Source organism: Arachidicoccus ginsenosidivorans, from assembly GCF_007971385.1.
Taxonomy (GTDB): domain Bacteria; phylum Bacteroidota; class Bacteroidia; order Chitinophagales; family Chitinophagaceae; genus Arachidicoccus; species Arachidicoccus ginsenosidivorans.
The window spans coordinates 1,530,623-1,548,787 of sequence record NZ_CP042434.1 but is presented as its reverse complement, the minus strand read 5'-3'; the positions used below and the strand labels follow the sequence as shown (position 1 = coordinate 1,548,787).

General features: G+C 41.8%; 21 protein-coding genes and 2 pseudogenes. 18 read left to right on the top strand and 5 right to left on the bottom strand.

Annotation, left to right across the window (positions count from 1 at the left end):
• The first annotated feature begins 67 nt into the window (after nucleotides 1–67).
• The 8 genes from FSB73_RS27215 (at nucleotide 68) to FSB73_RS06335 (ending at nucleotide 7,422) form a co-directional block, all read left to right on the top strand.
• Complete coding sequence (locus FSB73_RS27215) at nucleotides 68–274, top strand: GDCCVxC domain-containing (seleno)protein (protein WP_146780650.1); 207 nt, start codon at nucleotides 68–70, stop codon at nucleotides 272–274.
• Between the two features lie 335 nt (nucleotides 275–609).
• Nucleotides 610–975: a hypothetical protein gene (locus FSB73_RS06360; protein ID WP_146780648.1), complete on the top strand. Its 366-nt coding sequence runs from the start codon at nucleotides 610–612 to the stop codon at nucleotides 973–975.
• Between the two features lie 90 nt (nucleotides 976–1,065).
• The gene (locus FSB73_RS06355) at nucleotides 1,066–1,620 is read left to right on the top strand and encodes a DUF3347 domain-containing protein (RefSeq protein WP_158639439.1); all 555 of its coding nucleotides are present in this window, start codon (nucleotides 1,066–1,068) and stop codon (nucleotides 1,618–1,620) included.
• 10 nt (nucleotides 1,621–1,630) lie between these two features.
• Nucleotides 1,631–2,092 carry a heme-binding domain-containing protein gene (locus FSB73_RS06350; protein ID WP_091401256.1) on the top strand — a complete coding sequence of 154 codons (462 nt, stop codon included), beginning with the start codon at nucleotides 1,631–1,633 and terminating at the stop codon, nucleotides 2,090–2,092.
• Between the two features lie 19 nt (nucleotides 2,093–2,111).
• A complete protein-coding gene (locus tag FSB73_RS06345; RefSeq protein WP_146780643.1) occupies nucleotides 2,112–3,635 on the top strand; it encodes a multicopper oxidase domain-containing protein in 1,524 nt (507 codons plus the stop codon).
• Nucleotides 3,572–4,837 (top strand): multicopper oxidase domain-containing protein, encoded by a 1,266-nt coding sequence (locus tag FSB73_RS06340; RefSeq protein WP_225974551.1) that lies wholly within the window; start codon nucleotides 3,572–3,574, stop codon nucleotides 4,835–4,837. The genes FSB73_RS06345 and FSB73_RS06340 overlap by 64 nt, the downstream gene beginning before the upstream one ends.
• Before the next feature lie 12 nt (nucleotides 4,838–4,849).
• The gene (locus FSB73_RS23470) at nucleotides 4,850–5,122 is read left to right on the top strand and encodes a heavy-metal-associated domain-containing protein (RefSeq protein ID WP_192904096.1); all 273 of its coding nucleotides are present in this window, start codon (nucleotides 4,850–4,852) and stop codon (nucleotides 5,120–5,122) included.
• Complete coding sequence (locus FSB73_RS06335) at nucleotides 5,089–7,422, top strand: copper-transporting P-type ATPase (RefSeq protein ID WP_225974550.1); 2,334 nt, start codon at nucleotides 5,089–5,091, stop codon at nucleotides 7,420–7,422. Before FSB73_RS23470 ends, FSB73_RS06335 begins: the two co-directional genes overlap by 34 nt.
• Nucleotides 7,423–7,586: 164 nt before the next feature.
• Here the strand turns inward: FSB73_RS06335 and FSB73_RS06330 are convergent, their stop codons facing one another.
• Nucleotides 7,587–7,742, bottom strand: a complete 156-nt coding sequence (locus FSB73_RS06330; RefSeq protein ID WP_225974549.1) for an MFS transporter — start codon at nucleotides 7,740–7,742, stop codon at nucleotides 7,587–7,589.
• 20 nt (nucleotides 7,743–7,762) lie between these two features.
• Here FSB73_RS06330 and FSB73_RS06325 point away from each other — a divergent pair, with 20 nt between their 5' ends.
• Nucleotides 7,763–8,293, top strand: a complete 531-nt coding sequence (locus tag FSB73_RS06325) for a hypothetical protein (RefSeq protein ID WP_146780637.1) — start codon at nucleotides 7,763–7,765, stop codon at nucleotides 8,291–8,293.
• Between the two features lie 284 nt (nucleotides 8,294–8,577).
• On the opposite strand, the gene FSB73_RS24325 is transcribed toward FSB73_RS06325, so the two are convergent.
• Both FSB73_RS24325 and FSB73_RS24320 read right to left on the bottom strand, forming a co-directional pair.
• Nucleotides 8,578–9,156 carry a glycoside hydrolase family protein gene (locus FSB73_RS24325; protein WP_225974548.1) on the bottom strand — a complete coding sequence of 193 codons (579 nt, stop codon included), beginning with the start codon at nucleotides 9,154–9,156 and terminating at the stop codon, nucleotides 8,578–8,580.
• Entirely contained in the window at nucleotides 9,105–9,632 is a 528-nt protein-coding gene (locus FSB73_RS24320; RefSeq protein WP_225974547.1) for a glycoside hydrolase family protein, read from the bottom strand. Before FSB73_RS24320 ends, FSB73_RS24325 begins: the two co-directional genes overlap by 52 nt.
• 1,326 nt (nucleotides 9,633–10,958) lie before the next feature.
• Here FSB73_RS24320 and FSB73_RS26405 point away from each other — a divergent pair.
• The 6 genes and pseudogenes from FSB73_RS26405 (at nucleotide 10,959) to FSB73_RS06295 (ending at nucleotide 14,581) form a co-directional block, all read left to right on the top strand.
• Nucleotides 10,959–11,090, top strand: a complete 132-nt coding sequence (locus FSB73_RS26405; protein WP_262712520.1) for a hypothetical protein — start codon at nucleotides 10,959–10,961, stop codon at nucleotides 11,088–11,090.
• Between the two features lie 3 nt (nucleotides 11,091–11,093).
• Nucleotides 11,094–11,951 (top strand): leucine-rich repeat domain-containing protein, encoded by an 858-nt coding sequence (locus FSB73_RS06315; RefSeq protein WP_146780635.1) that lies wholly within the window; start codon nucleotides 11,094–11,096, stop codon nucleotides 11,949–11,951.
• Nucleotides 11,952–12,315: 364 nt separating this feature from the next.
• Nucleotides 12,316–12,618: a gliding motility-associated C-terminal domain-containing protein gene (locus tag FSB73_RS27475; protein WP_146788117.1), complete on the top strand. Its 303-nt coding sequence runs from the start codon at nucleotides 12,316–12,318 to the stop codon at nucleotides 12,616–12,618.
• 511 nt (nucleotides 12,619–13,129) lie between these two features.
• On the top strand, nucleotides 13,130–13,441 hold the full coding sequence (locus tag FSB73_RS06305; protein WP_146780633.1) for a hypothetical protein: 312 nt from the start codon (nucleotides 13,130–13,132) through the stop codon (nucleotides 13,439–13,441).
• A gap of 141 nt (nucleotides 13,442–13,582) precedes the next feature.
• A pseudogene (locus FSB73_RS27470) lies at nucleotides 13,583–13,843 on the top strand (reverse transcriptase domain-containing protein); the annotation flags it as partial.
• Nucleotides 13,844–14,017: 174 nt separating this feature from the next.
• On the top strand, nucleotides 14,018–14,581 hold the full coding sequence (locus FSB73_RS06295; RefSeq protein ID WP_146780631.1) for a group II intron maturase-specific domain-containing protein: 564 nt from the start codon (nucleotides 14,018–14,020) through the stop codon (nucleotides 14,579–14,581).
• 336 nt (nucleotides 14,582–14,917) lie between these two features.
• Here the strand turns inward: FSB73_RS06295 and FSB73_RS06290 are convergent, their stop codons facing one another.
• A complete protein-coding gene (locus FSB73_RS06290) occupies nucleotides 14,918–15,559 on the bottom strand; it encodes a hypothetical protein (protein ID WP_146780629.1) in 642 nt (213 codons plus the stop codon).
• 246 nt (nucleotides 15,560–15,805) lie between these two features.
• Nucleotides 15,806–15,934 carry a hypothetical protein gene (locus FSB73_RS26400; protein WP_262712519.1) on the bottom strand — a complete coding sequence of 43 codons (129 nt, stop codon included), beginning with the start codon at nucleotides 15,932–15,934 and terminating at the stop codon, nucleotides 15,806–15,808.
• 762 nt (nucleotides 15,935–16,696) lie between these two features.
• Here FSB73_RS26400 and FSB73_RS06285 point away from each other — a divergent pair.
• The 3 genes and pseudogenes from FSB73_RS06285 to FSB73_RS26385 all read left to right on the top strand — a co-directional run bounded on the left by FSB73_RS06285 (nucleotide 16,697) and on the right by FSB73_RS26385 (nucleotide 18,159).
• Complete coding sequence (locus FSB73_RS06285) at nucleotides 16,697–17,461, top strand: helix-turn-helix domain-containing protein (protein WP_146780627.1); 765 nt, start codon at nucleotides 16,697–16,699, stop codon at nucleotides 17,459–17,461.
• Between the two features lie 71 nt (nucleotides 17,462–17,532).
• Nucleotides 17,533–18,026 (top strand): annotated as a pseudogene (locus FSB73_RS26395) (DUF1398 domain-containing protein).
• A 4-nt stretch (nucleotides 18,027–18,030) separates the two neighbouring features.
• Nucleotides 18,031–18,159, top strand: a complete 129-nt coding sequence (locus tag FSB73_RS26385) for a hypothetical protein (protein ID WP_262712516.1) — start codon at nucleotides 18,031–18,033, stop codon at nucleotides 18,157–18,159.
• Nucleotides 18,160–18,165 lie beyond the last annotated feature (6 nt).

Sequence of the window (18,165 nt, the reverse complement as noted above, 5' to 3'; positions counted from 1 at the left end):
ATCACCGAAATTGAAAAGCCAATGAATAGTACAGGACACACAGTAACATCAAAAAAAGTAAAATAAAATGGAAATCGTATTACAAACAACCATTACTTGCCCCAACTGTGGACATAAAAAGGAAGAAACAATGACGACAGATGCATGTCAATATTTTTACGAGTGCGAAAGCTGTAAAAAGGTAATAAAACCCTTACAAGGTGACTGCTGCGTCTATTGCAGTTACGGAACCATACAATGTCCGCCGATGCAACAAGATAAAAAATGTTGCTGATCTAACGGGAAGCCATAGCCGCCTTATATAGATTACGCATTTTGCAATAAATTTGCCTCTCCTTTCAATAGTGACAGCTTAGACAGGGGCAATTCATAATAGTTTGAACAGATTTTTTTGTATTGCAATTTCAAAAGGGATTTAGATTAGGCAACACACAATCAATTTGTCTTAAGTGAATAATAGAGACCCATTAGTTATAAAAAGTCCAACAAAACAAGCGAAATAGTCGAAATTATATAATTTTTTCACTAAATCTTGTAACGATTCTTTTTCCAGAGTTCGTATTTTTGTAAAGAATTTAAAAAGAATCTGTATCTTTGATTTTCAAAATAATGGCAAAACAGGTTTTCATATTACTGGTTATTTTTACCGGCTTCTTTTTGGTGCCGAAGTTGTCCTATAGCTGTGTGTCAAAACCGGTTGTAAAAACATCTTGCAGCCAGCAGGGAAAAACCTGTGCTAAAGATAAAACCTGCTGTGGCGACCATCATTCAAAAAAAGATTCAAATGATAATTGTGGAGGCAATTGCCCGCATAATTCCTGTCATTGTCCTGCTTCTAACTTGACCATCGTCCTGCCTCATAAACAGGGTATAGATTACGGCGACTATGGTGCTGAGAAGCAAACGTATTACTCGCCTGGATTTGTCCTATCCCAAGGATTCCACTCTATCTGGCTCCCCCCTAAAATAGGTTAAATTTCTTTGATGACAGCCATAGGTCTGTCCTGTCTAAAGCATGAAATTGCTTTATTATTATTCTTTTATAGAAATTTAAACTTAAAAGTAATGAAACCATTCATTTTTATGGTAGCAATTATTGCTACTACTATCGCTGCATGCAGCAACCCCCAAAAATCAAACGCAAAAACTGTTATATCGTCGCCACAGTCCTCCCCTAAAGAAGCGCCTCAAAACGCAAGCCTCGGAGCAGTCATGACCCATTACCTGCATTTAAAAAATGCATTAGCTTCTGATAACACCAAGGAGGCCGCCACGGCAAGCGCTCAGTTACATACTGCTTTGGCAGAGTTGGGTAAACAACTCCTGAGTTCCGCTCAGAAAAAGGCCTATAGCGATATCTCAGCTGATGCGCTGGAAAATGCTCAGCATATTGCTGACAACGGGGGGAATATCAAACACCAAAGAGAACATTTCCAGGGTCTTAGTGAAGATATTTATGACCTGATAAAGGCCTTTGGAACTTCCCAAACCTTATATAAAGACTATTGTCCCATGGCTAAGGCGACCTGGGTGAGTGAGGTAAAGGATATCAAAAATCCCTACCTGGGCAAGAGCATGCCTACCTGCGGATCGGTAAAAGAAACCATCAGTAAAAAGTAACTCCCAGGCAATGACCAGACTTAAAACCATGATCCTGGGCGGATTAGTGGGTGCATTTGTCATGATACAGTTTATCCAACCTGACCGCAATGATAGCGGTCAGGTTTCTAAACAAAGTTTGACAGCGCTCTACCATGTACCGGATAACGTAACGCAGATTTTACAGCAGTCCTGCGCCAACTGTCATTCCAACAATACGGCGTATCCCTGGTATACCCATGTGCAGCCGGTCGGCTGGTGGATGGCAAGGCATATACGCAAGGGAAAAGCGGAATTAAACCTGGATGAATTTGCCGGGTACTCCGACAGAAGACGTGTCAGTAAGCTCAGGTCCATGAAAAACCAGGTGATGGACGGCGTCATGCCCTTGACATCCTATACCTTAATACATAGGGATGCCCGGCTTTCCAAGGAACAAAAGCAGCAGCTGGTAAGCTGGCTGGATAACACAATAGATAGTCTTAATCAATAGATAAAAAGTATTTTCCAAAATGAAAAATGTATTCACCTTAATAGCACTGTTATGCCTGGGACGTGTCGGCTTCGCACAAGCTTTTGATCGGGGCAATAATGATACTTTTAGGCCGTTCACAAGCTTTGCTGCACCAGTGGCCAGACCCACGCCGCTGGATTCGCCGCCACCCCCTGGTGTTATTTCCAATCTGGAGAAAGACCTCGCCACAAAAACGATAAAAGGGGCCAATTCAGGCATCCATTTTCCTAAGGGAACACCGGGTGTCAAAAGCGTCCGCTATGATTTATATGTGACGGATAGTACGGTCAACTATACAGGCAAAAAACGAAAAGGCATTGCCGTTAATGGCAGCATCCCTGCGCCGACGCTGGTATTCACCATCGGTGATACGGCGCTTATTTATGTTCATAATAATGCGGATGAACCGACCGCTGTACATTGGCATGGAGTACAGTTGCCGGACCGGATGGACGGGGTCCCCTTTCTTACGCAGCAGCCTATACCGCCCCATACCACCCATATTTATAAATTCCCCGTTGTACAGGCGGGCACTTACTGGTATCACAGCCATTTTTCTGTTCAGGAACAAATCGGCCTATATGGCGCCCTGATCTTTAACAAGCGAACAGAACCAGAAATTCCGACCATCCCTGTGGTGCTGAGCGACTGGAGCGATATGAGACCCAAGGAGATAGACCGGAGGCTGCATACGGCAAACGACTGGTTTGCCATCAAAAAAGGCACGGTCCAGAGTTACTCAGAAGCTATAAAAGCGGGTAAATTGGGTGTAAAGTTGACCAATGAATGGAAACGGATGAAGGCGATGGACGTCAGCGATGTCTATTATGAAAGGTTTTTTGTAAACGGGCAAACCGAGGAGCAGTTTCCCCAATTTAAAGCCGGCGATAAGGTTCGGTTACGTATTGTCAACGGCGGCGCCTCTTCCTATTTCTGGCTTAGTTATAGCGGTGGTCAGCTGATGGTGGTGGCTAATGATGGCAATGATGTCATGCCGGTGATGGTGGACAGGATGATCATTGGGCCGGCGGAAACCTACGACGTAGTCGTGACGATTCCAAAGGACATGCAATATGAGTTCCTGGCCACACCCGAAGACCGTACCGGTTCGGCGGGGCTTTGGCTGGGCAGTGGTATGAAAATGGCCGCCAAAAAGCTTCCGAAGCTGAAATACTTTGCAGGCATGAAAATGATGAATGACATGATGAAAATGAATGGGGATATGAAGCCTATGGGCATGAATATGACCCTACAGACTATGGATATGAATAGTGTCATGTATCCGGAAATGGATGAAAAAGCAGGTGACGAAAACATGGGTGGAATGGAAGGTATGAACGGAATGAGTGACGTGGATCACCCAAAGCATCATCAACCACAGTCATCATCCTCCGAGCAGACCTATGTCTGCCCCATGCATCCGGAGGTAACTTCAGATAAGCCTGGTAAATGTCCCAAATGCGGTATGGCTTTAGTCAAAAGAAGGCAAACGGGAATAAGGATATGGCTGCTGGCAGTATAAAGATGAAGGATATGCCGATGAAGGATATGGACGGTGGAAGCCAAGGTAGCGTTAAGGCGGATGGAAAAATGACCTATGTCTGTCCCATGCACCCGGAAGTAACATCGGATAAGCCTGGTAAATGCCCTAAATGCGGTATGGATATGGTGAAAAAGAAGGCAGAAGTAAATATGGATATGGATATGTCTTCTGGTGGCATTACAACGCTGAATTACAATATGCTGGAAGCGCCCAAAAAGACAACGCTGCCCGAAGGTCCCTGGAAAGAACTGAAATTTGAATTGACCGGTAACATGAACCGTTATGTATGGACACTGGACAATAAAACTGTTTCGGAAAGCGATAAAATACTCATCAAGCGTGGAGAAAACATCCGCATCATTTTGCACAATAACTCGATGATGCGCCACCCCATGCACCTGCATGGTCATGATTTTAGGGTACTTAACCAATTCGGTGAAAAGTCCCCCATGAAAAATGTACTGGATATTATGCCGATGGAAACCGATACTTTAGAATTCCACGCATCAGAAAGCGGCGACTGGTTTTTCCATTGTCATATCCTCTATCACATGATGAGTGGGATGGGCCGAGTATTCAGTTATGAAAACAGTCCTGCCAATCCGGAGATTCCTGATCCGGATAAAGCCTATAAAATGCTGAAAAAGGATGACCGGATGTTTCACCTGATGGCCCAAAATGACTTCGCTACCAATGGCAATGACGGTTCCCTGATGTATGCCAATACACGCTGGGCTTTCCAGAGCGAATGGAGATTAGGCTACAACGCCCATCACGGCTATGAAGTGGAGACGCATTTCGGCAGATACCTGGGTAAGATGCAATGGCTTTTTCCATATGTAGGCATTGACTGGCGTTACCGCAAACATTCGGCACATGATAAAAGCCTTTTAGGGCAAGCAAACACCAAAGATGACCGTAAAGTCATTCACGCCGGGTTGCAATATACCTTACCCATGCTACTAGTCCTGGACGCCAGTGTGGATCAAACAGGTTATTTCAGGATTCAGCTGATGCGGGAAGACATTCCACTTACGCCAAGGCTGAGAGCATCCTTTATGGTGAATACAGACAGGGAATATATGGTTGGAGGAAAGTATATCCTGACGAAAAACCTGGGCCTCTCTACCCATTACGACAGCGACATGGGATGGGGAGCCGGGCTTACCATCACTTATTAAACGCAAAAATTCATGAAACATACTTACAAGATAACCGGTATGAGCTGTGACGGCTGTAGGACAAAAGTAGCGCATGCGTTAAATGCCCTTGAAGGCGTTTCAGCAAAGGTCAACTTAGATCCGCCTCATGCGATACTCACGATGGAGCAGCATGTTCCCATCGAAAAATTGCAGCAGGCATTATCTGCTGCGGGCGATTATACGATAGAAATGTTGGGACATGACGAGGGCATTGTTGTAGCCGGGGGCAGGTGCCTGCCCATGGAACGGCCGGTCCACAACTGAACCACCATGCACCTATCCAACATAATAAGTCACATAAGGATGACGATCAGCAGACAGGTCATGGGACATATTATTGCCCCATGCACTGTGAAGGTGATAAAACGTACGACAAACCGGGCAACTGCCCGGTTTGCGGGATGAGCCTGGTGAAAAAGCCTGCATTACAAAAAGTCACCCGGTACAGCTGCCCAATGCATCCCGAGATTATCCGGGACAGCCCGGGTTCATGCCCGATATGCGGGATGGATCTGGTACCCATAAATGGCGGCGAGAAAGAGGAAGATAATACCTATAAAGATCTGCTGCGCAAATTTAAAATTGCCGTACTGTTTACCCTACCCATTTTTCTGATCGCCATGACGGAAATGATACCCGGTAATCCACTATTTAATGTAATGGGCTTAAAGTATTGGAACTGGGTGGAGTTTGCACTGTCCATTCCTGTGGTGTTCTATGCGACCTGGATGTTTTTTGAGCGGGCGGGGCGCTCCATCATCACCTGGAGACTCAATATGTTTACCCTGATTGGTGTCGGTTCCGGTGTCGCCTGGCTGTTCAGCGTGCTTGCCTTGTTACTGCCGGGGATCTTTCCCGATCAGTTTAAGACGCACGCAGGCACGGTGTACGTTTATTTTGAAGCGGCCACGGTTATCCTGACCCTCGTGCTCTTAGGGCAGCTCTTAGAAGCCCGGGCACACGGTAAGACCAATAGTGCCATTAAAGAACTTTTGAAACTGGCACCCAATAGTGCGACTAAAATTGTAGGAAACCAGGAAAGCACGCTGTCCATAGAGGATATTCAAAAAGGAGATCTGCTGCGGGTGAAACCAGGAGAGAAAATACCTGTGGACGGAAGTATTAAAGTTGGAGCAGTCACCATTGATGAATCCATGATCTCCGGAGAACCCATTGCGGTGGATAAACAGGCGGGCGATAAAGTAAGCGCGGGTACGATAAACGGCAATAAGACCTTTACAATGCTGGCGGAAAAAGTAGGTGCTGACACACTGCTCTCGCAGATTATTGAGATGGTGCATACTGCCAGCCGCTCCAAAGCACCAATCCAGAAACTGGCCGACAAGATTTCCGGCTACTTTGTGCCGATCGTCGTTGTCATTGCACTGATCACTTTTACGCTCTGGGCTATTTATGGGCCTGATCCGGCCTATGTTTATGGTTTTGTCAATGCCATAGCGGTACTGATTATTGCCTGTCCCTGTGCATTGGGGCTGGCCACGCCCATGTCGGTCATGGTGGGTGTCGGCAAAGGCGCTAAATCAGGTATTCTCATCAAAGATGCTGAAGTACTTGAAAAAATGAACAAGATCGATGTACTCGTAATTGATAAGACGGGTACCATTACCGAAGGCAAGCCCTCAGTGGAGAAAATGGTCAGTACAAGCGCTCAATACGCGGAAAAAGAGATGCTTCAAATGATCGTGGCCCTCAATAGTAGCAGCGAACATCCTTTAGCCGAGGCAACACTTAAATACGGCAAAGAAAAAGCCGTGCAGGCAAAGGCCGTTGACAAATTTGAAGCGGTCACGGGTAAAGGCGTTATAGGGGAATATGAAGGCCAGTCCCTGGCGCTGGGCAATGAGAAACTAATGGAGCAGGTAGGTGCGGTCATTGCGGCCGGGCTATTGGAGCAGGTTACCCACGAACAAAAGCAGGGGAAAACGGTTTCCTATTTGGCGGTAGGAAACGCCGCTGTCGGTTATATCGTGATTTCAGATAAGATCAAACAAACAAGTGCGGAGGCCATTCACAGATTACAGGAAGAAGGGATGGAGGTTATCATGTTTACCGGTGATAATGAAGCAACGGCAAAGGCGGTGAGTGACACGCTGCATCTTAATGGATACAAAGCGCAGATGCTGCCGGAAAATAAACTGGAGGAGATCAAGCGCCTCCAGGCACAGGGCAAAAAAGTGGCGATGGCAGGAGACGGCATAAACGATGCGCCCGCGCTGGCGCAGGCGGATATAGGCATTGCCATGGGTACCGGGACTGGAGTAGCCATTGAAAGCGCCGCTATCACCTTGGTAAAGGGTGATTTGAATGGAATAGCCAAGGCTCGGTTATTGAGCCATAAGGTGATGCGCAACATCAAGGAAAACTTGTGGTTCGCCCTGGGATATAACGTCTTGGGGGTCCCCATTGCAGCCGGGGTGCTCTATCCTTTTTTCGGTGTTTTGCTGTCTCCCATGATCGCGGCCCTGGCCATGAGTTTTAGTTCCGTTTCAGTTATCCTGAATGCACTTCGGCTAAGAAGTGCCAAGATTGATTTTAGTAGTTAGATATATTAGATTAAAAACCTTAAAATTAAATATATGCTTTTTTACAAAATCTGGCATTTGATAGCGGATAAAACTATTGCGCCCAAAATCAGGGGATCCATATAAGGCCAATAGGCCGCCTATGAGCCAGAGGTTTTTGGTCAATGCAAAGCCTGTATATGTGATTAAAAAATAACAAAGGAAATCAGCAAGATATTTTTGCGGCCAAATTTATCGGACAGATGGCCGGAGGGATAAGAGATCAGCGCAGCCAGCAGGTTAAAGGCTGCATAGATAAGAATCGTATCTTTAAAGGACACGCCAAGGTCTTTTGTTTGCAAAATAAGAAAGGCATAGTAGTATGTCTAACATCATTTCGGGAGTGCCTGGGCATAACGTAAAAAATGTGATCATTCATGATGTTATGCTAATTAACCATTCTAAAGGAGTGGTAATTAAGAATTTGGATAAGATACCGGAAAATTTAAAAGGGTATCCTGAAAACAGGATGTTTGGGCAAGAACTGCCCGCCTCTGGTTTTTACATTCGTCATGCAGAAAATATTAAACTTGAAAATATTTCTTTGCAATGTGCGTTCGGAGAGCATAGGCCATTTCTTGTGGCAGATGAGGTAAAGATGCTTCAGTTGGATGATGCGGGAATAACTAAGACAGACAGCACAGTTTATTCGACAGTTTTCAGGCTGCGGAATGTGAATCAAGTAGCAATAACACCGCCCTTTTTCTTGCCAGAATATAAAACGTTGATTCAGGTAGAAGGGAATGGCACAAAAGATATAAACTTATATATGAAGGAGAAGATTGAGAAATATAAGCTTATCACGTACAGCAATGATATAAAAGAAAGAAATTTATTGACGGTATTTCCATGATTTGGAAAAATATCTGAATCATTTTGAAATATTAGTGTCTAGCGATCCGAAATGGTTTTATAAATTTGAAATAGAATTTTAATTTGGCGAAGTTTTCTCCGTTAATAAAGAAGAGTTTAATACAGATAAATTCTTATCATGAATGGTGTATAAAGGCGTTTCTTCTTTGTTAAGAAAACAGTTGCTCTAATTTTATGATACGGACTGGAAATTGAAACTGTATCATTATTTTTATCCCGCGCTATATTGACAAAAAAGATGGGTAAGTATCCCTTCTATTTTTATCACTTCTTGGGTTTATAATAATTTTTATTTTTCCCGTCGGTCATCCAAAAGTTAAATTGATCCCTAATGCCAATCAGTGTGCCATTCTGGACTCTTAGTTCCCCGACCTGCACGTAAGCCGGGCGTTTTCCGTTGGGCTGGGTAAAGTAAAAAATGTATGCTGTACTGTCATGGTTTAGTGTCACGACGTCGCCATGAGAAGCATGGGCATTGTCAAAAGACTTTGTTCCCTTATTTCCAAGAATAAGACCTTGTTTATCCCAGTGTTCAGCATCTTTTGAACGATAAATTCTCATGCCATGCCATTCGTCTGTCAATAACCAGTAATAGTTTTTATAATTAAAAATAATGGGGCCTTCTTGTTGGCTCGTGATGACTGGATTGGTCGATGTCTTCCAGTGCGTTAAGTCCTTGCTATCTGCACTCATAATATGGCTTTGTCGTTCTTCATCTTTATAAAACATACGCCAATTTCCGTCCGGCATTTTAATAAGAGTTGGATCAATGACATGATCGGAAGTGAGCTTTAATGAGTCTTTATAGTTCCAATCCCATAGGTTTTGAGAAGTATAATGCATAATATGCCGCTTGCCACCCCAGTCATTATGAACCCCTTGATATAAACAACAAACATATGGTAAACGCCATCCTGGTAAACAACATCCGGCGCCCAAAAAGTATTCGTTCCTCGATCAACATCTAAATCTAATGTTCCGCGGTAAACCCAATTATGGCCATGATCTTTGGAAGATGCTATTCCGATTTTTGTGCCATAAACATAGGCTATGTCATTAATATCGGCCACATTAGCACGCCGCTGGGTATAAAGCATCCACCAAGACTTTTCTTCGCGGTTCCAGATCAAAACCGGATCGGTGGAACCTGCGGTCATCGGATCAACATATAACGGAGCGGGAGCTTCATGACGCTTATTATCTTTTGTGTTTTGAGCAAAAGCATAATTTGGAGGCAATAATATTTCTATTATAATATAGAAGGCGAAAAAAATATACTTATTTTGAATTAAGTACTTCATAAATTTGTTTGTATTCAATATAGGGAATTTTGAAATTTATTTTTAGAAGTTTCAATAACGGTTACATGCTACATTTCAGATTATTTTTTTTGTTCCAGGTTTTAAGGGTAGTGATTCAAGATTATTTGCGCCAAACCAAGAGTCAAGAAGTTATGAATGCGTTCTATAGCTATTTTTTCATTTTTACGAAATTTGCCAGTAAATTACTGCATGGGTCCAAATAAAGAGCTTTACAATTCAAAGATAAGGAATTTGAGGGTGCAGAAAATAAGTTCCATTTCTTTAAGGCATTGATTTCGTCTGCTATTTGCTTTTTCAATTGGTCATTGTATCCGTCAATAACTATTAATGTTTAATTCTTGGCGTGAATAGGTTTAATAAGGGATCACCAGGAAGGTGACGCGGAGTCGAATGAAATGAGCCTTCCTGAAAGCAGGCAATGATTCGGACATTTAAATTTTTTTTCTAGGGCTGTAATTAAATTGATTTTAAATATTCATGTATTTCGGTACCTATCGCTATACCTTTTATCGCTAAATCTATATTTGTATGAGCGGAAATGGAGCTGTACATTCTTGCCTTTTTATCTACCTGACCGCATACATCAATTAATATAGGTTCTACGATGTCCAAATATCTTTACTTGGCTATTTAACAACCTGCATATTTCCGTGGCTATAGAGCCACGTGCATATGTCCTTACTCAATTAATATTGGGTGCTGGTACAAAGAAATGCAGATATATACGGCATTTTAAACCTGCCTCGTTTTGGCATCCTGTGGCAGTCTATGGCATCGACCAATTGCGCAATACTTTGGGAATGTTGTCCTTATTTTGTAAGCGGCACCATTGCAACGGAAAATAGAAGGTCATTACACCGAACAGACAACAGATGGAACAGTTGAAATCCGTTTTTCCCTACTTTATTTAATCCGTTCCGGATGGCGGATTTTCTGTTCACCAGAACAGAGCAAGTTGTGTTTTGAGCTGCTCAAAATAAATTCCGCAGCTCAAAACAACTTGTCCTGTTCTGGGCACTGAAAGCTTTGTAATTCATTGATTTACAAAGCTTTTTTTATTATATGCCTTTTGTTGTCCTTTCTGGCGCATCTAGTGAGATCTCTGCCACCACAAGTTCGGATGCTACAAACACTAGTAAAGGCGAAGCGCCGTCAAGAGGAAAGTGATTAGCAGCATACAAAGAGACTGGTTCTTGTACTAATCTCCATGAAAGTGGAAAAACATATAGTGGAAAAGGTGGACGAAAACGTTCTAAGGAATCAGGGAAAAGAGTTGCAAAGGAAAATAATGATCCTCATGTCGCTACGGATCACACTCAAGCTATGAATAATCGAGAAGCTTTTAAGGACGAAGATGCTCGTATTGAAAAAAATGGAGGGCATGGGAATGCTGAAAGGAATTATAATAAAAGAGCATCTCCTGGAAAACAATATAAAATACAAGATAACCAATAAAATATGTCACTAATTATTGTCGACGGATTTAAGGTATATGATGATCTCAAGGGGAAACCGCAAGACCTCATAATTGAATCTGACCAAATTGATAAGGGAATGGAGTTTTTTCACAAAAATAAATTGCGAGGAATAGTAATTGCGTCGGTTCATGGATATAATCTTAACAATGTAAATTTTCTAAAAGATTATCCATTTATTAAACATATTTCTATATCGAACATTTCAAACATTGAAGGCCTTTATGTACTTAAGCAGTTGGAATCATTATACATATCTGGTGACAAATTAAAAATTGATTTTAAATATTTCCCTAATCTAAAGTATCTCGTAATTGACTGGAGCCCTTCACTTCTAAATATAGATTGCTGTTGGAAATTAGAGTCATTGTCTTTAAATAGATTTAAGCCAGCTGATAAAAATCTAATGCGATTGGCGAATATTAGCCATCTAAGATCCTTAACGATCACGCAATCTCCTATCACTTCTTTAAAAGGATTAGATGATTTTAGACAACTTGAGAAACTTGAAATTAACTACTGTAGTAAATTAGAGGAAATATGCTGTTTGGAAGGGAATAATGAAACCTTGACTGCTTTAATATTTGATCATTGCAAAGCTATAAAAAATCATGAATATGTCCATATTTTCGGAAAGCTAACAATACTCGCATATAACAATTGTGGAAGTATACAATCAATAAAATTCATAAGAGAAATGCCTTCACTTGAAGATTTTAGATTTGTAGGGACGGATATAATAGATGGTGACATAAGCCCATGTTTAGGCTTAAAATATGCCGGATTTTTTGATAAAAAGCATTATTCGCATACCTCAGAGCAGATAAATAAAGGAGCATAATTTGAGGTGTGTCTGGAAGTAACATCTAAAAACTAAAATGACTGAAGTGTATTTGATGTTTATGAAGAGGTAACCAAATTATAATAATAATAATTATTATTATAATGATAATGTTGCGTTATATGCAATGGCCAATACTTAATCTAACAAGATAGTTTTTCAACCCATTATGAGCATTAATATATGATAATATAATAAACTGATTCGTTTTTTTCAGGACGAGACATACAGTTGGACCTCTTCCGGATCATTAAACACTGATAATATGCAAAACACCGTAGCGCACCCTTCGCAGCCAAACACCTTTATTTTAACGGGTCGAAATGAATAAGATTGCGAAAGCAAAGATACGGTTAATGTAAATATTGATTATAATACCCATGAGCGGATACCTTCGGCCTTTAGTCCGAACGGTGATGGCCTGAACGATGTGTTCAGGATTGAAGGGATAACTTACCAGGTTATCAAAAAGTTTGTCATCTACAACAAATTTGGACAGATTGTGTTTTCCACCTACAACAACAACAATGGATGGGACGGCACTCAGAATGGGAAGCCATGCGATATGGGAACCTATTACTATTTAATAAAAGTGGCCTGCCGGACGGTAGCAGCAAGACATATAAAAGAGATATTGCATCGGTCGGGTATGCAACACCAGGGTTAACCATAATAAAAAGGCGGGCGTTTGATATTCGCCTGCCTCTTTCGTGCGCCCGGCATGGTGCAAATATAGGAGGTGAAAGACCTCTATAAGCCCTTGTAAGGGGAATTATGAGTCGAACCCCAAGGGTGTCCCAGGCAACTGGGAATCTGAAGGAAGGCGAAGACAAAACGCTGGCCTGACACACAGGAACCGTATCTGAGGCTACATATCTGGATGATGAGGCGAATAACTCTAAAGTCCTATACTTACACGGAAAGGTATGTGGTATATGCGGCAGGCATAAGCGTGAAAGAAGTGCATCTTACCCGGGAGATCTGCAATCCCGCTAGCGGCAGGAACGCGACGTATTCTGTGCCGGAGCAATTCTGATGGCAACATCAGAGTGAGATAGCTGAAGTCAACAGAAGCCATAGTAAGCCCGAAACGAGCCGGTCGACCATAGGCGGTAACAAAGGAAGGACTCACGAAAGGGACGAAGGGCTGAACCATTAATTAAAGGGAGGGAACTATTATGAAACAACACAAAGAAGTAGAAAAGAAGAGCCCAAAATCTTCATCCACTGAACATGTAAAATCACCGGAATTGAAAGGCGGCTCAATTGGAGCGGATCCTGTTGTTCCCATAACGGACAAAACCAACCCTAAGGGCACTCGATTGATTATGCAGGTTCTTGAAAAGGAAAACTTAAACGTGGCCTATTACAATGTTGTCGGCAACAAAGGGTCTGCGGGTGTGGACGGAATGACGGTTAAGGAACTCAAGCCTTACCTTAAAGAACGCTGGACACGCTTACAATCTGAACTAGAAAGAGGCACATATTGACCGAGACCAATCAAGAAGGTAGAAATACCTAAGCCAGACGGTGGTGTAAGAATGCTAGGCATTCCATCCGTCATCGATAGATTTATCCAACAAGCACTACATCAGGGACTTAGCCCAAAATGGTAAGAGGTATTCTCTGATAACAGTTATGGGTTTCGACCAGGCCGGAGTGCGGCTGACGGTGTATTCAAGTCCCAATCCTACCAAAACGAAGGTTACACCATAGGTGTAGATATGGACTTATCGAAATTCTTCGATGAGATTAATTACAAAAGATTAATGAGCAGAGTAATGGAAAAGACTCCGGGACAATGGGAAATTCATCGATTGATTCACCAATATCAGGTGAGCGGTATATTAACTGTAGGTATTGTTTCTCAATTAGTTAAAGGCGTTCCGTAAGGCTCACCTTTATCTCCACTACTTTCAAACATTGTACTGGATGAATAAGACAAGGAATTAGAGAAATGGAACTTGAAGCATGTGAGGTACGCGGATCATGTTAATATTTATGTCAAGTCCAGACGGAGCGGAGATCGCGTATTCAACTCAATTACCGAATTTCTTGAAAAGAAGATGAAATTAAAATTCATTAAAGAGAAAAGTAAGGTTGACCGTCCGGTCAACCGGAAATTTTTAGGCTTTTCATTTTATTACAAGAAGGGGGGAGTAGGAATACGTGTTGCACCCAAAAGTATCAGTCGTCTTAAGGATAAAATCAGAGAACTATGCAAATATGGGAAAGGGATGAATCTGGAAATTTTTATCCATGAAAAACTCAATCCTTGTTTACGTGGGTGGTTTAACTATTATAAAATTGCTGATATTAAGAGCCTCGGTCACGAGTTAGACCAATGGATACGTCACAGGCTCCGCACTATTATGTGGCGCCAATGGAAATGCAATTGGACCCGCTACGTCAACATGTGTAAAGCAGGCCTATCCAAAACTGAGGCCCGCATGGCAGCTTTCTCAAATAGAGGCCCATGGCATATTGCATGTGGCCTCTCTATGAATGCCGCCTTTTCAATTTCCTATTTTGACAACCTTGGACTATTTTGTTTTAAAGCCCAGTATATGCGCTTCAAACAATTAGTTAATGGAACCGCCGTATACGGATCCGTACGTATGGTGGTGTGAGAGGACAGGTAGCGAACTATTCGCTACCTTACTACTCGATCAAGTACCTTCTTTTTATGCGCACTTATTTTAGTTACAATAATCTACACTTGCAGGGCACTACACTTTCCAATTACTGGTAAAGTCGGTACTGCCAAATGCGCCCTTATAGGTAACGTGGCTGAATACCGAGCCGGTATCCCAGGTATAATTAGACGAGCTTAACGTGGTGGAACCTAACACGAGACTAGGCCTGGCGGAGCAATAATCGCTGCAAAAGCTGTTGTCGTAGCCCAATGTCGATACAGAGAACTGTTTACCGGCCTGCGGGCAGATAGCCGTACCGGAGCCTGTAATCTATACCGCCATAGAACTACTGCACCCTGCTCCACTCCAAGGGGTTAAAGCGCCGTCAAAATAAGCAGTGCCGGTTCCTGACCTGTCAAATGAGTTATAAGAGAATATAAAATCGCGGCTCGCTGTATTATTAAAGCAAGTTGCTTTATCCATCAACAATCCGGAATGTGTTGCTGTGCTTTTCCATGCCGAAAAGACGCTGTTGTAAATCTTACCGGCACTAGCGATTGTAAAATGAACAGCATAGTCGAACTGGCTGTTTACAGTTGTTGGACTACAATAATTCGGCCCTAAAACCGTCAGGTTGCTGATAACTGGTTGAGTTAGCGGGGTTGTCGTTATATCGCTAGTTGTTTGGTTGATGATTTCCAGGTCGTAGGCTGTTCCTGTCGGCATGGCTGTATTTTCAATACGCATTGCGGTTATGAATTGAATATTACCCTGGTAATCATAGGATATAGGGAAGTCTGTGCGTCCGGCGTCGTAGCTTACAATATTGTTCATGTCAACCAGACCGCCGTACATGCCTATTCCGTCATACTTCGAGTTGGTGATCTGCACATGGTCGATAATTGTAGCTGTTCCTACGGAATTCAGGATATGCGCTGATTTTGGAAAGCACATCAGTCGAATAGCCAGCATCTCCAAAGTGTACCTTCACGAATTGGAAGCTGCCGGAGTTGTCCGCATCATTGATGTCATCGCCGGTAATAGTATATGTGCTACTTAAGCGAATTGTCAATGAGTTGCTGTTATTGTTACTTGCTGGTCAGTCGAACACAATCCCGCCCCAGTCTCCGAGCGCGCGAGGGGCCAAAGACTCATCAGAAGTAAAGATGATGGGATCAGTAGAGGTTCCGGTAGTCACCAACTTAGCACCCTTTTCAATCACCAGCCAGGCGCTTTAGCATATTGAATAGCTTTAAAGACCGTTCCTGCCGGTACGGTTAAAACAGCGGGGCTCTTAACCACTACAATCCAGCTAAGCTTGTAGGTATTGGCGGCGTTCAGCGTCATATTGGAGGTAATGTTACCGGACAGGGTAACGAAATTGCAGGCCTGTAGTATTTTTTTTGAAGATTTGCCTGTGCATCAGCCTTTAACCTGGCTGATGGGTCATTTTGTGGCTTGTTACAACCTGCTAATATGAGTAAAGCAAACATCATAGTCAATACTATGTTGTGTCTCATGATAATAGATTTTTTTTGAAGAAATTTCAATATAGGTTTTGTACTACAGGATATGTACCTGTAATTCATTGCTGCCAGCGTCAGGGGGATGTCAGGAGGCAATGCCCGGGCGCAGGTGTGCGCCCATAAAATGAGAAAGCCTAAGTAGCAACATGGGATCATGTTTTAAATGTATCTAAACCGCCAATTATCTCAAAGCAAAACCAATTTGGGTATGAACCCGACGCAGCTATGAGTTTTACAAGCCAAAGCTACAACCCCGAAAAGCAAAACTATACCGTTAAAAACCCCTTTTTTACCGTTATTTAACGGTAAAGTTTTTGGGGAGGTGGTATAATATTTGATAGGAGCTGACATGAAAAAATCAATTTTACATTGACTATCAATGTTATATCATTTGTTCTTCAATAAGGGTCCTGTCAAGAGATTTTTTGCTTCGCTAAACAAGATTCCATTCTATTATACAAGGGCGCTGACTTCGTTTTGGTTAAGTATGCGGAAAAGTTGGTTTGGTTTTGAAAAGGTTTGTATATTAGCGTATTAGCAGTAAGCTTGATGATTGTCCAAGCATAAACCGACAGGCAAGACGATGAAATTTGACAAACATTTTCCGACTGAACAACTTAGACCCTACATCAAATATTTTGTAGTGTCGGAGAATGAATTGGAAAATGAATATAAAGTCCTTCCATCTTCGGGACTTGTTATTGGCTTTCAATATAAAGGACGACTTTCGACCTTAAAAGACAACAAAGAAAGCAAACTAACAACAGCCGGAATAACAGGAATTACTGACAGCTACAAAGTATTCAAAAATTCGGCAAACATCGGAACTATATTAGTTTACTTTACCGAAACAGGTTTTACACATTTCGCTTTACATCCTGCCAACTACCTCTTTAATTTAAGCCTTTCGCTTGACTATATTTTTGACAAAAACAGCGTCATAGAAGTTGAAGAAAAAATAGCAATTGCCAATACAGATAAACAACGGATAAAAATCGTTGAGCAGTTTTTAGTATCCCAGCTCAAAGACATTCAAACAGACAAATTAATTGTTGAAGCGGTTAAACTCATTTACCAAAGCAATGGGACAATCCGCATAAAAGAACTGAACGAAAAACTGTTTATCAGCCAAAGCCCATTTGAAAAGCGGTTTAGGAAAGTAGTAGGAACTACAGCCAAAAAATTTGCTTCCATTGTTCGCTTCAACACAGTTCTTAACAATCTGAACGAAAGCAAAACGCTAACAGAAATTTGTTACGAAAACAATTTCTTCGATCAAGCCCATTTTATCAAAGACTTCAAACAATTTACGGGAAACACACCCGAAAATTTCAAACGCTTCTTGTAGAAAAACGATTTTTTACAATTTTAGGGGTTTCATCGTCGCAACTTTGCATCATAATCTTAATGTAAAGACCGATGGTAAAATCAATTCTAAAATCGACAATCATACTATCCCGTTTAAGCATTATGGTTGCCTGTAATTCAACAAATCGTTTAACAATTAAAAATCAAGAAAAAATGTTTACAGTAGAACAAATCAAAACAGCTCACAGCAAGGTAAAAACAGGTGCAGATTTTCCTGCTTTCATTCAGGACATCAAAAAATTAGGAGTGGCTTATTACGAAACCTTTGTAATGGATGGGCACACCGATTATTATGGAGAAAATGACTATAAGGCCATTTCCCCTGCACGCTATGAACATTTGGTTATTGCTGATACCGTTAATGCAGAACAGTTTAAAAAAAATTGAAGGAACATCAGCATGGCAAAACAGGCTATCCAACTTTCATTAAAATGTGTGCAACATTTGGTATTGAGAAATGGAATGTTTGTATGGATAAAATGACCTGCACTTATTTCGACAAAGCAGGCAATGAAATTTTGGTTGAGGAAATTCCACAAAATTAAAACTATGAAAGATTTACTTTTAAAAGAATGGAACGATGACGCTGTCATCGTTCCATTAGATAAAAATGAACAATTTCAAAGCCAAGGGAATAAATTAAAAGTAATTGTTCCGACCACTTTAACCAATAATTAATTTGGC

Excerpts from the sequence above, each read along its gene's own strand:
- FSB73_RS23470 (WP_192904096.1), top strand. The coding sequence starts at position 4,850 with ATGAAACATACTTACAAGATAACCGGTATGAGCTGTGACGGCTGTAGG.
- FSB73_RS06305 (WP_146780633.1), top strand. The coding sequence starts at position 13,130 with ATGAAACAACACAAAGAAGTAGAAAAGAAGAGCCCAAAATCTTCATCC.
- FSB73_RS26385 (WP_262712516.1), top strand. The coding sequence starts at position 18,031 with ATGAAAGATTTACTTTTAAAAGAATGGAACGATGACGCTGTCATCGTT.
- FSB73_RS06355 (WP_158639439.1), top strand. The coding sequence starts at position 1,066 with ATGAAACCATTCATTTTTATGGTAGCAATTATTGCTACTACTATCGCT.
- FSB73_RS26405 (WP_262712520.1), top strand. The coding sequence starts at position 10,959 with ATGAATAATCGAGAAGCTTTTAAGGACGAAGATGCTCGTATTGAAAAA.
- FSB73_RS24325 (WP_225974548.1), bottom strand. The coding sequence starts at position 9,156 with ATGCATTATACTTCTCAAAACCTATGGGATTGGAACTATAAAGACTCA.
- FSB73_RS27215 (WP_146780650.1), top strand. The coding sequence starts at position 68 with ATGGAAATCGTATTACAAACAACCATTACTTGCCCCAACTGTGGACAT.
- FSB73_RS06350 (WP_091401256.1), top strand. The coding sequence starts at position 1,631 with ATGACCAGACTTAAAACCATGATCCTGGGCGGATTAGTGGGTGCATTT.
- FSB73_RS06325 (WP_146780637.1), top strand. The coding sequence starts at position 7,763 with ATGTCTAACATCATTTCGGGAGTGCCTGGGCATAACGTAAAAAATGTG.
- FSB73_RS06290 (WP_146780629.1), bottom strand. The coding sequence starts at position 15,559 with ATGCTGGCTATTCGACTGATGTGCTTTCCAAAATCAGCGCATATCCTG.
- FSB73_RS26400 (WP_262712519.1), bottom strand. The coding sequence starts at position 15,934 with ATGACGCTGAACGCCGCCAATACCTACAAGCTTAGCTGGATTGTAGTG.
- FSB73_RS06340 (WP_225974551.1), top strand. The coding sequence starts at position 3,572 with ATGCGGTATGGCTTTAGTCAAAAGAAGGCAAACGGGAATAAGGATATG.
- FSB73_RS06345 (WP_146780643.1), top strand. The coding sequence starts at position 2,112 with ATGAAAAATGTATTCACCTTAATAGCACTGTTATGCCTGGGACGTGTC.
- FSB73_RS06285 (WP_146780627.1), top strand. The coding sequence starts at position 16,697 with ATGAAATTTGACAAACATTTTCCGACTGAACAACTTAGACCCTACATC.
- FSB73_RS06295 (WP_146780631.1), top strand. The coding sequence starts at position 14,018 with ATGAAATTAAAATTCATTAAAGAGAAAAGTAAGGTTGACCGTCCGGTC.
- FSB73_RS06360 (WP_146780648.1), top strand. The coding sequence starts at position 610 with ATGGCAAAACAGGTTTTCATATTACTGGTTATTTTTACCGGCTTCTTT.
- FSB73_RS06315 (WP_146780635.1), top strand. The coding sequence starts at position 11,094 with ATGTCACTAATTATTGTCGACGGATTTAAGGTATATGATGATCTCAAG.